The organism is Trueperaceae bacterium, from assembly GCA_023954415.1.
Classification (GTDB): Bacteria; Deinococcota; Deinococci; order Deinococcales; family Trueperaceae; genus JAAYYF01.
This window is the reverse complement of record JAMLIB010000002.1, coordinates 350,229-364,102: the sequence shown is the minus strand read 5'-3', so window position 1 is coordinate 364,102 and position 13,874 is coordinate 350,229. Positions and strand designations below refer to the sequence as shown.

General features: G+C 71.0%; 12 protein-coding genes. 7 read left to right on the top strand and 5 right to left on the bottom strand.

All coding sequences use genetic code 11. From position 1 onward, the window contains the following. Position 1: 1 nt before the first annotated feature. The 4 genes from M9914_04040 to M9914_04025 all read right to left on the bottom strand — a co-directional run bounded on the left by M9914_04040 (position 2) and on the right by M9914_04025 (position 4,436). Positions 2–1,273, bottom strand: a complete 1,272-nt coding sequence (locus tag M9914_04040) for a hypothetical protein (GenBank protein ID MCO5173339.1) — start codon at positions 1,271–1,273, stop codon at positions 2–4. A gap of 7 nt (positions 1,274–1,280) precedes the next feature. After that, positions 1,281–2,207 carry an ABC transporter permease gene (locus tag M9914_04035; protein MCO5173338.1) on the bottom strand — a complete coding sequence of 309 codons (927 nt, stop codon included), beginning with the start codon at positions 2,205–2,207 and terminating at the stop codon, positions 1,281–1,283. After that, a complete protein-coding gene (locus tag M9914_04030; protein ID MCO5173337.1) occupies positions 2,204–3,058 on the bottom strand; it encodes an ABC transporter permease in 855 nt (284 codons plus the stop codon). The genes M9914_04035 and M9914_04030 overlap by 4 nt, the downstream gene beginning before the upstream one ends. A 103-nt stretch (positions 3,059–3,161) precedes the next feature. Beyond that, complete coding sequence (locus tag M9914_04025) at positions 3,162–4,436, bottom strand: DUF4143 domain-containing protein (GenBank protein MCO5173336.1); 1,275 nt, start codon at positions 4,434–4,436, stop codon at positions 3,162–3,164. Positions 4,437–4,521: 85 nt separating this feature from the next. Here M9914_04025 and M9914_04020 point away from each other — a divergent pair, with 85 nt between their 5' ends. Continuing rightward, the gene (locus tag M9914_04020; GenBank protein ID MCO5173335.1) at positions 4,522–4,689 is read left to right on the top strand and encodes a hypothetical protein; all 168 of its coding nucleotides are present in this window, start codon (positions 4,522–4,524) and stop codon (positions 4,687–4,689) included. Here the strand turns inward: M9914_04020 and M9914_04015 are convergent. Beyond that, on the bottom strand, positions 4,674–5,246 hold the full coding sequence (locus M9914_04015; protein MCO5173334.1) for a DUF1648 domain-containing protein: 573 nt from the start codon (positions 5,244–5,246) through the stop codon (positions 4,674–4,676). The genes M9914_04020 and M9914_04015 overlap by 16 nt on opposite strands. Before the next feature lie 373 nt (positions 5,247–5,619). On the opposite strand from M9914_04015, the gene M9914_04010 reads away from it, so the two are divergent. The 6 genes from M9914_04010 (at position 5,620) to M9914_03985 (ending at position 13,779) form a co-directional block, all read left to right on the top strand. Next, positions 5,620–6,357 carry a GNAT family N-acetyltransferase gene (locus tag M9914_04010; GenBank protein ID MCO5173333.1) on the top strand — a complete coding sequence of 246 codons (738 nt, stop codon included), beginning with the start codon at positions 5,620–5,622 and terminating at the stop codon, positions 6,355–6,357. Between the two features lie 14 nt (positions 6,358–6,371). After that, the gene (locus M9914_04005; GenBank protein MCO5173332.1) at positions 6,372–7,739 is read left to right on the top strand and encodes an FAD-dependent oxidoreductase; all 1,368 of its coding nucleotides are present in this window, start codon (positions 6,372–6,374) and stop codon (positions 7,737–7,739) included. A gap of 99 nt (positions 7,740–7,838) precedes the next feature. Then, positions 7,839–9,185 carry an aminotransferase class III-fold pyridoxal phosphate-dependent enzyme gene (locus M9914_04000; protein MCO5173331.1) on the top strand — a complete coding sequence of 449 codons (1,347 nt, stop codon included), beginning with the start codon at positions 7,839–7,841 and terminating at the stop codon, positions 9,183–9,185. Continuing rightward, positions 9,185–10,549 (top strand): aspartate aminotransferase family protein, encoded by a 1,365-nt coding sequence (locus tag M9914_03995; GenBank protein MCO5173330.1) that lies wholly within the window; start codon positions 9,185–9,187, stop codon positions 10,547–10,549. Before M9914_04000 ends, M9914_03995 begins: the two co-directional genes overlap by 1 nt. 109 nt (positions 10,550–10,658) lie before the next feature. Next, the gene (locus M9914_03990) at positions 10,659–12,116 is read left to right on the top strand and encodes an NAD-dependent succinate-semialdehyde dehydrogenase (GenBank protein ID MCO5173329.1); all 1,458 of its coding nucleotides are present in this window, start codon (positions 10,659–10,661) and stop codon (positions 12,114–12,116) included. A gap of 322 nt (positions 12,117–12,438) precedes the next feature. After that, positions 12,439–13,779, top strand: a complete 1,341-nt coding sequence (locus M9914_03985) for an MFS transporter (protein ID MCO5173328.1) — start codon at positions 12,439–12,441, stop codon at positions 13,777–13,779. Positions 13,780–13,874: the final 95 nt, after the last annotated feature.

Genomic DNA, 13,874 nt, shown 5'->3' with positions numbered 1-13,874 from the left:
CCTAGAACCGCCCGAACCGCTCCCAAGCCGCCCGCTCGAGCGCCTCGCGGTGCGCCGGGTGGGCGATGCCGATGAGCGCCCGAGCCCGCTGCCGCAGGTTCTTGCCGTGGAGCGAGGCCGCCCCGTGCTCCGTGACGACGTAGTCGACGTGCGCCCGCGTCGTCACCACCCCGGCGCCGGGTTTCAGGTACGGCACGATCCGGCTCTCCCCGCGCGAGGTGGCGGACGGCAGCGCGATGATCGGTTTGCCGCGCTCGGACAGGGAGGCGCCGCGGATGAAGTCCATCTGGCCGCCCACGCCCGAGTACTGGAACGTGCCGAGCGAGTCGGCGCAGACCTGGCCGGTCAGGTCGATCTCGAGGGCGGAGTTGACGGCCGTCACCTTCGGGTTGCGGCGGATGACGGCCGTGTCGTTCGTGTAGGCCACGTCGAGCAGGAGCACGGACGGGTTGTCGTCGATGAAGTCGTAGAGCCTGCGCGAGCCCATGACGAAGCTCGCCACGACCTTCCCCGGGTGGTTGCGCTTGTGCGCGCCCGTGACGACGCCGCGCTCGACGAGGTCGACGATCCCGTCCGAGAACATCTCCGTGTGCACGCCGAGGTCGCGGTGGTCGGTGAGGGCCGCGAGCACGGCCTCGGGGATGGCGCCGATGCCTAGCTGGAGCGTCGCGCCGTCCTCGACGAGGCTCGCCACGAAGCTGCCGATGGTGCGCTCTAGCTCGCCCGCCTTCGCCTGGCTCACCTCGAAGATGGGCACGGTGTGCTCGACGGCCAGGTCGATGTCGCTCACGTGGATGAGGCCGTCGCCGTGGCTGCGCGGCATGGCGGCGTTGATCTGGGCGACGACCGTGCGCGCCGACTGGGCGGCGGCGCGCGAGGCGTCGACCGAGACGCCGAGCGAGCAGAAGCCGTGCTTGTCGGGCGGCGAGACGCTGATGAGCGCCACGTCGAGCGGCATGGCGCGCGTGCGGAAGAGGGCGGGCACCTCGCTCAGGAAGACGGGCACGTAGTCGCCCTGGCCGCGAGCGACGGCGTCGCGCACGTTCTTGCCGACGAAGAGGGCGTTGACCCTGAACGAGGCCGCCATCTCTGGCGCCGCGTAGGGGGCCGGCCCCTCCGTGTGGAGCTGGACGATCTCGACGTCCCGCAGCTCGCCCGCGCGCGCCGTCAGCGCCCCGATCAGCGCCTGCGGCGCCGCCGCGACGCTATGGATGAACACGCGGTCGCCCGAGCGGACGACCTGGGCCGCCTCCACGGCGGAGACGAGCTTCATGCGCCGGTCACCCCTTGTCGCGGTTGCCGCGCTGCTGCAGGAGGAGCGAGCCGCCGACGAGGATTATCGAAGCGAGGATCATCAGGGTCGAGATGGCGTTGATCTCCGGCGGCACGCGCTGCTTGAGCATGCCGTAGACGAACAGGGGCAGGGTCGTCGTGCCGACTCCGGAGTTGAAGAACGTGATGACGAAGTCGTCGAGCGAGAGCGTGAAGGCGAGGAGCGCGCCGGCCATGACGCCCGGCAGCAGGTTGGGGAAGGTGATGCGCCAGAACGTCTGCCAGTGGTTGGCCCCGAGGTCGCGGCCCGCCTCCTCCAGGCGCGGGTCCATGCCCGCCAGCCGCGCGCGCACCACGATGGCGACGTAGCTGACGTTGAAGGCCACATGCGCGATCACGATGGTCCCGAAGCCCGACACGAGGCGCACGCCGAACAGCCGCTGCACGGTCTCGAAGACGATGTTGAAGAAGACGGCCAGCGCGATGCCTTGCGTTATGTCCGGGATGACCACGGGCAGGTAGAAGAGCGTGTCGAGCGTCTTGCGGCCCCAGAACCGCCCGCGCGCCAGCGCGAGGGAGAGCATCGTGCCCAAGGCGCTGCTGATGAGCGTCGCCACGGTCGCCACGAGGAGCGAGTTGCGCAGGGCCTTGAGGAGGAGCTCCGTCTGGAAGCGCGCCGCCTCAGTGCCGGCCGAGATGGTGCCGTGGAAGATGTTCTCGTACCAGCGGGTCGTGAAGCCGCGCCAGACGCTCACGGAGTTGCCGTCGTTGAAGGAGAACACCACGAGCACGACGATCGGCACCCAGAGGAACAGGTAGACGACGAACGGGCTCAGCCACATGCCGAAGCGGCCCGTGCGGCGCACGGCCAGGTCGCGCCGCACCTTGCGGGCGACCGCCTTCGGGTCCGGGCTCGACTGCGGCTGGATCGTCATTCCTCCCGCTGCCCCCAGCGCGTGTAGACGAGGACGCTGATGAACACCATGGCGAGGAGCACCATCGAGATGGCGCTGCCGAGCGGCACGTTACCGCGCCCGCCGAACTGCCCCTGGATGAGGTTGCCGATCATGAGGCCGCGGGTGCCGCCCATGAGGTCGGGCGTAACGTACGCGCCGATGGCCGGGATGAACACGAGGATGGAGCCGGCGATGACGCCGGGCAGGGTGAGGGGGAAGATGATGCGCCAGAACGCCGTCCAGTCGTTGGCGCCCAGGTCGTTGGCCGCCTCGACGTAGCGCCGGTCGAGCGCCTCGACGGACGCGTAGATGGGCAGGATCATGAACGGCAGGTAGCCGTACACGAGGCCGACCATGACGGCCGCCGGCGTGAAGAGCATCTGCAGGGGCGCGCTGATGACGCCGAGGCTCTGGAAGAGGCCGTTGAGGAGGCCGTCGCGCTGCATGATCGTGATGAGCGCGTAGGTGCGCACGAGGAAGTTCGTCCAGAACGGCAGCATGACGAGGAAGAGCAGGAACATGCGCGTGGCGGGCGAGCGCCGCCGGCTGATGAAGAACGCGAGCGGGTAGCCGAGCACGAGGCTGATGACGGTGGCGAAGAGCGCGACGCCGACGGAGCGCCACAGCACGGGCCCGAACACCGTGAACGTGCGCTCGTACTGGGCGAGGGTGGCCGGCGACACGGGCTGCCCGCCCGGCCCGCGCGACATGAACGAGGAGAAGGCGACGAACACGAGCGGCAGCAGGAAGAAGACCACGAGCCAGAACGTGGCGGGCAGCGCCATGCCTACGGCGCGGGCCCGGTCGCCCCTGACCTTGCCGCGCGTCACGCTAGTCCGCCGCCTGGGCGGCGCTCGGCGCGTCGCGCTCGTCCGTATTCCGCTGCGAGCATCGAGCGTGAGCATACCGCAGGGGTCTGGCTTCGAGAGCGGGTCAGGCGCCGAGCAGGGCCGCCGGCACGACCCATACGCCGTCACGCCGACGGTAGGACGTCGGGCCGGTGTTGACCACGACCTTGGCCGCCAAGGCGGGCCCTACTCTCTCGCCCAGCCAGTGGAGATGGCGAACATCGTCGTCGCTCACCGACGGTGAGAGTTTGACCTCGACCGCTACCACGATGTTGCCGCGCTCCACGATGAAGTCGATCTCGCGGTGCCCGGCCTCGCTGCGGAAGTGGTAGAGGCGCGCCTCGTTCACGGAGGCGTAGACCTGGAGGCTCTGTGCCACCAAGGCTTCGAACAGCCGTCCGGCCACGGTGCCGCCCTGGGGACCGATGACGTGGTCGACGGCCCCGGTCTCGAGTCGCGCGCTCGTTATGTTCAGCAGGCGGGCGGCCAGCGCCGGGTCCGCCAGGAAGTGTTTCGGGGCGGCCGAGAGGCGGCCGAACGCGTTGTCGCCGGGCAGCCAGGCCTCCACGGGATCGAGGAGCCAGAGCCTGCTGAGCATGTCTCGCCACGCCCCCGTCGTCACCTTGGTCGGTTTGTCGCTCCCCCCCGACGTTGCCGCGTCGAGGATGGTCGTGTAAGAGGCGGTGCCGGCCGTCGCGGCCGCGTAGGCCTTCAACCAGGCGAACAGCGTCTGTGGCCGGCGCACTCTCAACCCTTGCTCGGGGAAGTCGTGCTCGACTACGTTCGCGACGTAGCTGTCGAGTTGGGCGTCGCGATACCGGTCCGGTAGCTGCCGTATGGCCGGGAAGCCCGAGGCGGTGATCTCGTGGAGGTAGCGGCCGAACCCTACGTCCGTGTTTCTCGAAGCCTCGGATGCCGTTCCGGTAAGCAGGTCCGCCAAGCGCACGGAAGGTTCGTCCAGCCCGCGTTCCTCGATGGATAGCGGCCGCATGCGCAGGCGTACGATGCGGCCCGCCCCTGAGTGCAGCCGATCCTCGTCCCGCGGCGAGGCGCTGCCGGCAAGCAGGAACTGGCCGGGACGGTAGTCTTCGTCCACCGAACGCCTGACGCTGTTCCACAGTTGCGGGACGTACTGCCACTCGTCGAGCAGGACCGGAGGTTTAAGGCGGCGGATCAACCCCGGGTCGTTCCTCAGCGACTCTGCTACCTCGGGCCTATCGACTTGGAGCACCGTGCCGGCTACCCGTTCGGCCGTGGAGGTCTTCCCGACCCCCTTGGCGCCGTCGATCGCCACTGCGGGCAGCCCTTGAAGGAGATCCAGGAGAACGGCGTCCTGTAGGCGGGGAAGGTAGGCCGACATGAGCTACTATACCTTTTCCTGGGTTTCTACTGTACCTTTTCCTAGGTCTCTGCTATACCTTTTCCATGGTGGGGACCGACTGGTAGTGACGGCCTATCAGCCCGCGTTGCAGACGCTCCGCATCCGCCTGTCCCCGCGCAGGTACGCCAAGCTCATGAACAGGCTCACGGCGCTGCTCGCGGAGTTCGCTGACGAGGTCGAGCAGGAGGGCGAGCCCTGCACCCTGGCCGTGATCGGTTACCGCGACCCGTGATGCCGCGCGGCCGGCTTGCTCGCCGCCCCGCCCCGGCCCAGCCGCGACAGCGTGATGAGGACCCAGGCCAGCGCGCCGAACAGCAGGAGGACGCCGACCAGGGTGGTCCAGACGGGCAGCCCACCTGCCTGCCCGAGCGCGACCCGTACGCTGCCGACGAGCAACGCGCCGAAGAGGGCGGTGCAGGCGAGGTTCATGACCCGGCTGAAGCGTGCGAGCAGGCTACCGACGGCCTGCGCGTTGGCGGACGTGACCGTGAACGGCAGGTTCCAGAGCCGCGGCGGCGCGAACTTCATGGCGTAGAGAACGGCGTACAGCGCCACCATGACCCCCGCCAGCCCCCAGAGGGACCAGCGCGACCCGAAGGCGTCGGGCGCGCCCGACGCGTCGAAGTGGGTAGGCACGCGCTCCGGCAGACCCGACCACGCCACGGCGAGGAACGCGATCGCCACCGCCACGGTGAGGGCCGCCAGGATCTCGAGGGCGAGGTCGAGGCCCGTCGGCGGCGTCCTGAGTCCGGCTGTCACGAGCTTCGCGTCCTCGCGGGAGACCTGCATGCCGCCAGAGTACCAACCGCAGATGCCCTATGGGTGGTCGCCGGTCCCTATACGCTCGAACCGCGCCTTTGTCAAGCCCGGCGAAGTCGCGTGCTGCACGGCATCTGTGAGTCGCGTCACGCTGGGGGTCCTGGAGCGCGTGCTACACTCCCGTCAAACGGGCAAGAAGGAGCGTGAGATACTTCAAGACAACCCTAAAGTGTGAGTGAGACCGAATGAGCCATCAGGAGATGGTCTCGGGAGGCGAACGCTCTCGCGTAAAGGTTGTGGAGAAGCTCTTCCGGTCAGGGACCGTAATAACCCTTCCCTAACCGTTTCAGTTTCCCCCTTTTACGGGCTCACATACCTCAACAGGCGTTGTTGAAGCGACGTTATGAGAGGCAAAGAAGTACTAGAGTTCACCGTAGCCAGTACGCAGTTACGGCATGGCCTTGGCGTCTACGATGTCGTCAGGCTTGCCAACGGCTACCCAACGGACCGCTACGTCCACTGCATCAACCCCGAGGCGGTCGCCGAGCAGCTCGAACGGTTCCCGGAAGGGCAGTTCGTGGCGACCACCTACGAGGACGGCACGGAGAAGGTAATCGGCATGGCGACCACCATGCGCACGGCTCGCACGCCCGACGAGCCGGCGCTCCCCTGGTACGACGTCATCGGTTCCTTCGGCCTTCGCAACCACGACCCCGAAGGGGAGTGGCTGTACGGAGTCGAGATCGCCGTCCACCCCGACTACCAGCGCAGGGGCGTCGCCACCGCCATCTACAAGGCCAGGCTCGCCCTCGTCGAGCGGCTCGGCCTGAGCGGCTGGTACGCGGGCGGCATGCTCATGGGCTACGACCGCTACCGCGAGACGTTCACACCCAAGGAGTACGGCCAGCGCGTGCTCGCGGGCGATCTCGAGGACCCCACGGTGACGATGCAGCTCCACCAGGGGCTCGAGGGCCGCGCCATCATCGAGGGCTACTACCCCGAGTGGCGCGCGGGCAACACGGCCGTCCTCCTCGTGCACGAGCCCAAGCGCACGCCGAGGCCGGCGGGAGGCCCGGGCGTTGCCAAGCTGCGCGCGTCGGTCCGCCGCGAACCGCGGGCACTCCAGGAACCAGCCAGCTGACGTAGGGACCGACCATGAGTCATAGCGGGCGCAAGGCGCCCCACAACGACCTCCCGAGCGAGCACGACGTCGACGTTTACGACGTACTCGTCATCGGCGCCGGCGCCGCCGGCCTCGCCGCCGCCCGGACCCTGCTCGAGCGGGGCTCCGACCTCGAGGTCAAGGTCCTCGAAGGACGCGAGCGCCTCGGCGGACGCATGCACACTGACCGGCGCTTCGCGGGCTTCCCCCTCGAGCTGGGCGCCGAGTTCATCCACGGGGAGCGCGCGGCCACGTGGCGCCTCGTCGAGCGCCTTGGCCTCGAGACGGTCCGCTGGGAGAAGCTGGACGACTCCTGGGTGCGGCTCGCGGACGGCCGGCGCCTCACCATGCGCCAGGCGCGCGCCGAGGACCCTGCCCTCGAGATCACGCGTTCGTGGCGCCTGCCGCCCTTGCCGCCCCGCAGGCACGAGTCGTTCGACGCCTACTTGCGCCGCCTCGGCTTCGACGACGTGCGGCTCGACTACGTCAGGCGCGCCTACGCCAACGCCGCGGGCGAGAGCCTGCGCCTCCTCGACGCCACCGCCACCCTCGAAGGGCTCGCCGCGCTCGGCCTGGACGGCACGGAGGACCACCGCATCCTCGAGGGTTACGGGGCTGTCGTCGAGGCCATGGCGCTCGGGCCCGAGTTCTACACGGGCACCGTGGTCACGCTTATCGAGTGGGGCCCTGGCCGGGTCGTCGTCCACGACAACGAGGGGCACGTCTACCGCTCGCGCATGGCCATCGTCACGCTCCCGGTCGGCGTGCTGCAGGCCGGGAGCGTCGAGTTCGACCCGCCGCTCCCCGAGTCCAAGGAGCGGGCGCTCGCCGGCCTCGGCATGGGCCCGGTCGTCAAGCTCGTCTACCGCTTCGCCGAGCCGGTCACCCCCGAAGAGATAACGGCCGTGTACGCCGCGGGCAACCCGCCCATGTGGTGGTCGCCGTCCGCCGGCCACCCGACCACGGAGGCGGTCGTCTGGACGGCGTTCGTGACGGGCGACGGCGCCGTGGAGCTCATGCGGCTCGGCGAGGACGACGCCCTCGAGCGCGGCCTCGAGGCCCTGCGGCGCGAGCTGGGCAGGCCGGGCCTGCGCGCGCAGGACGCTTTCGTCGTCGACTGGTCCTCCGACCCGTTCGCGCGCGGCGGGTACTCGCACGTCAGGCCCGGCCATCACGGCGCCCGCGAGCTCCTCGCGGCCCCGACGCCGCCCCTCTTCTGGGCCGGCGAGGCGACGGCGCCCGAAGCGCGCGCCGCCACGGTCCACGGCGCACTCCTTAGCGGTGAGCGCGCCGCAGCCGAGGTCCTCGCCGCCAGGGAGGCGGCCGCCGGGGTCGCCGCGGGGGTCGCGCGCCCCGTCTGATCCGGCTCACGCGCCTCGCGAGCGCCGCCGTATCATCGAGAGCAATAGACCTAGCCAAGCGAGCTGTACCGGCAGGCCGCACGTCGCAAAGGAGTCGACATGGCACCAGAACCCGCCAACGCCAGCCCGACGGGGTCGCACCTAGCGCCCGTCTGGTCGCGCCTCACGCAGCTGCGCCCAGTGCGTGGCGAGGGGGCGTACCTCTTCGATGAGGCGGGCACGGCCTACCTCGACTTCACCTCCGGCATCGGCGTCGCCAACACCGGCCACGCCCACCCGCGCGTGGTGGAGGCCATCCAGCAGCAGGCCGCCGAGCTCCTCTTCGCCCAGGTAAACATCGTCCTCAGCCCCGCGTTGGGGCGCCTCGCGGACGCGCTCGCCACGGTGGTCCACCCCGAGCTCGGCTCGTTCTTCTTCAGCAACAGCGGGGCGGAGGCCGTCGAGGCCGCCGTCAAGCTCGCACGCCACGCCACGCTCAGGCCCAACGTCGTCGTGTTCCAGGGGAGCTTCCACGGACGCACCGGGCAGGCCATGGCCCTCACGACCTCCAAGACCGTCTACCGCCACCGCTACCAGCCCCTGCCGGCCGGCGTCGTGGTCGCGCCCTTCCCGTACGCCTACCGTTACGGCTGGGACGACGACACGACCGTCGACTTCTGCCTGCGCGAGCTCGAGCTCACTCTCAAGAGCCAGACGGCGCCGGACGAGACGGCCGCGTTCATCATCGAGCCCGTGCTCGGCGAGGGCGGCTACGTGCCGGCCCCCAAGCGCTTCCTCGAAGGGTTGCGGCGGCTGGCCGACGAGCACGGCATCGTGCTCGTGTTCGACGAGGTGCAGACGGGCTTCGGGCGCACGGGCAAGTTCTTCGCCTACGAGCACCACGGAGTGCTGCCGGACGTCGTGATCCTGGCCAAGGGCCTCGGGAGCGGCCTCCCCATCTCCGGCATCGCGGCTCGCCCGGAGCTGACCGCCAAGTGGGAGAAGGGCACCCACGGCGGCACGTACGGGGGAGGCAGCACAGTGCCGCTGGCCGCGGCGCGCGCCACGATCGACGCCCTCATAGCCGAGGACCTGCCAGGCAACGCCGCCCGCATGGGCGAGCGGCTCATCGCCGGTCTGCGCGAGCTGCAGCGGCAGTACCCCGTCATCGGTGACGTGCGCGGGCTCGGCCTGATGATCGGCGTCGAGTTCGCCGGCGAGGCCGGAGTCGCGAAGCGCGTCCAGCAGGTGTGCCTCGCGGAGAACCTCCTGCTCCTCACGTGCGGCGTGAACGACCAGGTCGTGCGCTGGATCCCGCCCCTCGTCGTCGGCGAGGCGGAGATAGACGCGGCGCTCGCCGTGTTCCGCCGGGCGCTCGCGGCCAACGCCGCACCGGCCGCGGCCGAGCAGCGCGGAGCGAGTGCCGTCGCCGGGGCGGTCTCCTCGGGAGGCAGGGGGGAGCGCTGATGAGCGGTATCAAGCTCGTCACTCCCGTTCCCGGCCCGAGGAGCCTCGCCATCGCGGCCCGCCGTGACGCCGCCGGCGCGCGCGGCGCCTCGCGCCTGACCGACCTCGCCGTGGTCGGCGGCCACGGCCCGTACGTGGTCGACGCCGACGGCAACCGGCTCCTCGACTTCGCCGGCGGCATCGGCGTCCTCGCCGTCGGTCACACGCCCGAGGGCGTCGTGAGCGCTCTGCAGGACCAGGCCGAGCGGCTCATCCACCTCTGCGCCATCGTCGGCACCTACGAGCCGTACGTGCGCGTCCTCGAGACCCTCTGCGAGCTGGCCCCCGGCGACTTCCCGAAGAAGGCCGTGCTCATGAACAGCGGCGCGGAGGCGCTGGAGACGGCCGTCAACGTGGCGCGCGCCTACACGGGCCGGCAGGCCGTCGTCGTGTTCGAGGGCGCCTACCACGGGCGCACGAACCTCACGCTCGGCATGACGAGCAAGTACGCCCTCTTCAAGAAAGGTTTCGGGCCGTTCGCGCCCGAGATCTACCGCCTGCCGTTCCCGGACCTCTACCGCCGGCCCGCCGGCATGAGCGAGGACGCGTTCCTCGACATGGCCATCGCGGCCCTCGACAAGGCGATGGTTGCGCAGGTGGACCCGGGCGCCATCGCCGCCTTCGTCATCGAGCCCGTGCAGGGCGAGGCCGGCTTCCTGCCCGTCCCGGCGCGCTTCCTGCGCAGGCTGCGCGAGATCGCCGACCGCCACGGCGTCGTGCTCGTCGCCGACGAGGTGCAGTCCGGCCTGGCCCGCACGGGCAAGCTCTGGGCCGTCGAGCACTCCGGCGTCGTGCCCGACCTCGTCACGACGGCCAAGTCGCTAGCGGCGGGCATGCCGCTCTCCGCCGTCGTCGGCCGCGCGGAGATGATGGACGCCCCGCACCCGGGCGGCCTCGGCGGCACGTACTCGGGCAACCCGCTCGCCTGCGTGGCGGCCTTGGAGGCCCTCGCCATGCTCGGCAGCGAGGCGTTCCTCGCGCGCGCCGTCCAGGTGGGCGAGCGGCTGCGCGCCGGCCTCGAGCGGATCGCCGCCGAGCAGCCGGCGGTAGGCGAGGTGCGCGGCCTCGGCCCGATGCTCGCCATGGAGTTCGTGAGGGACCGCGCCACCAAGGAGCCGTTCCCTGAGCTCGTGCTCGACGTCACGAAGCAGGCGCTGAAGCGCGGCCTCATCGTCATCCGGGCGGGGCTCTACTCGAACTGCATCCGCCTGCTGCCGCCGCTCAACATGACGGACGCTGAGGTGGACGAGGGCCTCGCAGTCCTGAAGGAGGCCGTCGCCGCGGCGGCGGCGCTCCACGCGCCCGCGGCGGAGCCGGTCGCCTAGCCGTAGCCCCGGCGCGCGCACGCGCCGGTGAGCCGTCGAGGCCCGTGACGGCCGCGAAGGGCCGCGGCCGCGCATAGCGCCGCGCCAGGAGGGGAGAGTGCCGAACGCAGTGACAACCGACCGTTTCCCGCTCAAGCAGCTCATCGGGGGTGAGTGGGTCGACGCCGCTTCCGGTGGGTTGTGGGACCTCATCGACCCGGGCAGTGAGCGCGTCGTGCAGCGCGTGCCCTTCGGAGACGCGACCGACGCGAACGCCGCCATCGCCGCTGCCGCTGCCGCGTACCCTGACTGGGCCGCGAAGACGGCGTACGAGCGCGCGGAGGTCCTCGAGCGCGCCGCCGCCTGGGTCAGGGCGAACGTTGACGACCTCGCGCTCATCACGACCGAGGAGTCGGGCAAGCCCATCGGCGACGCGCGCGGCGAGTGGCTGTCGGCGACCGGCTACCTCACGTGGTTCGCCGGCGAGGGCATCCGGGCCTACGGCCGCACCGTGCCGGCCAGGGTGGCCGGCCGGCGCATCAGCGTCCTCCCGCAACCCCTCGGCGTCGTCGCGACCATCACCGCCTGGAACTTCCCCGTCTACAACATCGTGCGGACCTGGGCGGCGGCGCTGGCTGCGGGCAACACGGTGGTCGGGCGGCCGTCCGAGTTCACGCCGCGCTCGGCCATGCTCCTCGCCCAGGCGTTGCAGGCGGGTGGGGCGCCTGACGGCGTTGTGAACGTGGTCAACGGCGACCCGGAGGCGATGGGCCAGGCGTTCCTCGACGACCCGCGCGTGCGCAAGATCGCGTTCACGGGCAGCCCGCGCGTCGGCAGGCTCCTGATGGACGGGGCCTCGCGCACCCTGACGCGCCTCGCCCTCGAGCTGGGCGGCAACGCCCCCGTCATCGTGTTCCCCGACGTGGCCGACCTCGGCCGCCTGGCGGCCCTCGCCGCGCGCTTCAAGGCCCGGAACGCGGGGCAGGTCTGCATCGCGCCCCAGCGCTACTTCGTGCACGAGAGCGTGGCGGACGAGTTCACGGCGCGCGTAGTCGACGCCATGCGCGCGCTCAAGGTCGGGCACGGGCTCGAGGACGGCGTGCAGGTCGGGCCGCTCATCAACGCCAGGCAGCTCGGCAGGGTGGAGGAGCTCGTCGCCGCGGCCGCGGCCTCCGGCGCGAACGTGGCGCTCGGCGGGGCGCGGTTGGGGCGTCCGGGCTACTTCTACGCGCCCACGGTCGTCACCGGCGTGGCGCCGGGCAGCCGCCTGTACGAGGAGGAGATCTTCGGGCCCGTGCTCCCCATCACGACGTTCAGGAGCGCCCCGGAGGTCCTCGCGTTGGCGAACGCCACGGAGTACGGGCTGGCCGCCTACGTCTTCACCGCCGACCTCAACACGGCCATCGCCATGGCCGAGCGGCTCGAGTTCGGCATGGTCGGCGTGAACGACTGGATGCCCGTCAGCCCCGAGGCGCCCTTCGGCGGGGTCAAGGGGAGCGGCATCGGGCGCGAGACGGGCTCGGAGGGCATCCAGGAGTACCTGGAGCAGAAGGCCGTGTTCATCGGCGGTGTGGAGCTGCCGGCCTAGCGGTCCTGCGCCTCGCGAGCGCCGGGTTGCCGGGCGCGCGCAGGCTGCCTCGGGGGCGAGGAGGCCACTAGCGCGGCCGCCGCCCCCCCCCCGGCGAGCGTAGAGTGATGCCTTAGGGGGAGCGGAAGACGCTGCTGTCGAAGCCCACCCCGTGAGCCTAGAGTGTGATGAGCAGAAGGCCACCGTGTCTCCGCCTGACCCGACATCATCATCACAACCCGACCCGGCTTCACCGACCGCGCTAGCGGCCGACGGGGCGGGCGCGCTCCCGGACGGCGCCGCGGCCCTCGCGCACTCGGGTGCGCCTGACGAGCGCACCGGCATGCTCGTCAGGCGCACCATGCGCCTCTCCGTCGTCGAAGGCAGCCTCACGCAGATCCTGCTCAACTGGACGACGGGCAGCGTCCTCGTCGGCTACCTGCTGCACCTTGGCGCCACGCCGACGCAGATAGCCCTGGCGAGCAGCATGCCGCTGCTCGCGCAGGTGGCGAGCCCGTTCGGGGCATGGGTGGCGGAGGTGATGGGCAGGCGCAAGGTCGTCGTGGCGACCCTGGCCGCCATCGGCAGGGCCAGTTGGATCATCGGGGCGCTCCTGCCCGCCCTGGCGGTCCCGGACGCCGCCCGCCCCGTGCTGCTCGTCGCCCTCGTCTTCTTCGCCATGACGTTCCAGGCGGCCACGGCGACGGTGTGGACGGCGTGGATGGGCGACGTCGTCCCGGAGGCGCGGCGCGGCAGCTACTTCGGCATGCGCGCCGGCGTCCTAGGGGTGGTCGGCATGGCCGCCAACCTGGCCGCCGGCGCGTTCCTCGACAGGGTGGCCGCCCCGCTCTCGTTCCAGCTCGTGCTCGGCGTGGCGATCGTCGCCTCGCTCGTCGCCGTCGCGCTCCTCCTCTTCCACTACGACCCGCCGACCGAGCAACGCAAGGTCGGACTCGGCGAACTCTTCCGCGTGCCCCTCGCGGACAAGAACTTCCGCCGCTTCCTGACGTTCGCGATCTACTGGCAGTTCGTCGTGATGCTCGGTGGGCCGTTCGTCGTGCCGTACTGGCTCGAGGACCTGCACATGACGTTCACGCAGATCGCGTACTGGAGCACGATCAACGCCGTGACCGCGCTGCTGGCCACGATGCAGTGGGGGCGGGTGGCCGACCGCATCGGGAACAAACCGGTGCTCGCCGTCGGAACGTTCCTGGCCGGCGCACTCCTACCGACGACCTGGATACTCGCGGGCCTGACGGGCGACCTGACGTACATCTGGCTCTCCGGCTTCTTCGACGCCATCGCGTGGGGCGCGATCGGCCCCTCCGTCTTCAGCCTGGCGCTCGGCGCCGCGCCGCGCTCGAGGCGCGTGACGTTCATCGCCATGTACTCGCTCGTGCAGGGGGTGGCCGGCTTCGCGGGCGGCGCCCTCGCCGGTCCACTCCTCGGGTTGCTCCAGAGCTTCTCGGCCCCGGGTTGGCTGCCGGCCTGGTCGGGCTACCACAGCCTGTTCGTGGTGACGGGGGTCGGGCGCATGCTCGCCTGGCTCTTCGTGCGGCGGGTGGCGGAGCCGCGCGCCTGGCGCACGCGCGACCTGCTCCGCGGCGGGCGTCATGCTCCGGCCGGCTCGCATGGCGGTAGGGCTGGCGGCTCGCGGCGCGGCCGCGGCAGGTCCAAGCTCTAGCCGCAAGGGGCGGCCGCGTGAGGATGGGGGACCACCGAGCCGCCGCGCGAGTCGGTGGCGCCGGTGCCGGAGGCGCGGCCGCGGCGGCCGCTGTG

Bases quoted from the DNA above. Each gene is read 5' to 3' on its own strand.
- M9914_04000 (MCO5173331.1), top strand. From the start codon at position 7,839: ATGGCACCAGAACCCGCCAACGCCAGCCCGACGGGGTCGCACCTAGCG.
- M9914_04005 (MCO5173332.1), top strand. From the start codon at position 6,372: ATGAGTCATAGCGGGCGCAAGGCGCCCCACAACGACCTCCCGAGCGAG.
- M9914_03985 (MCO5173328.1), top strand. From the start codon at position 12,439: ATGCTCGTCAGGCGCACCATGCGCCTCTCCGTCGTCGAAGGCAGCCTC.
- M9914_04040 (MCO5173339.1), bottom strand. From the start codon at position 1,273: ATGAAGCTCGTCTCCGCCGTGGAGGCGGCCCAGGTCGTCCGCTCGGGC.
- M9914_04010 (MCO5173333.1), top strand. From the start codon at position 5,620: ATGAGAGGCAAAGAAGTACTAGAGTTCACCGTAGCCAGTACGCAGTTA.
- M9914_04025 (MCO5173336.1), bottom strand. From the start codon at position 4,436: ATGTCGGCCTACCTTCCCCGCCTACAGGACGCCGTTCTCCTGGATCTC.
- M9914_04015 (MCO5173334.1), bottom strand. From the start codon at position 5,246: ATGCAGGTCTCCCGCGAGGACGCGAAGCTCGTGACAGCCGGACTCAGG.
- M9914_03995 (MCO5173330.1), top strand. From the start codon at position 9,185: ATGAGCGGTATCAAGCTCGTCACTCCCGTTCCCGGCCCGAGGAGCCTC.
- M9914_04035 (MCO5173338.1), bottom strand. From the start codon at position 2,207: ATGACGATCCAGCCGCAGTCGAGCCCGGACCCGAAGGCGGTCGCCCGC.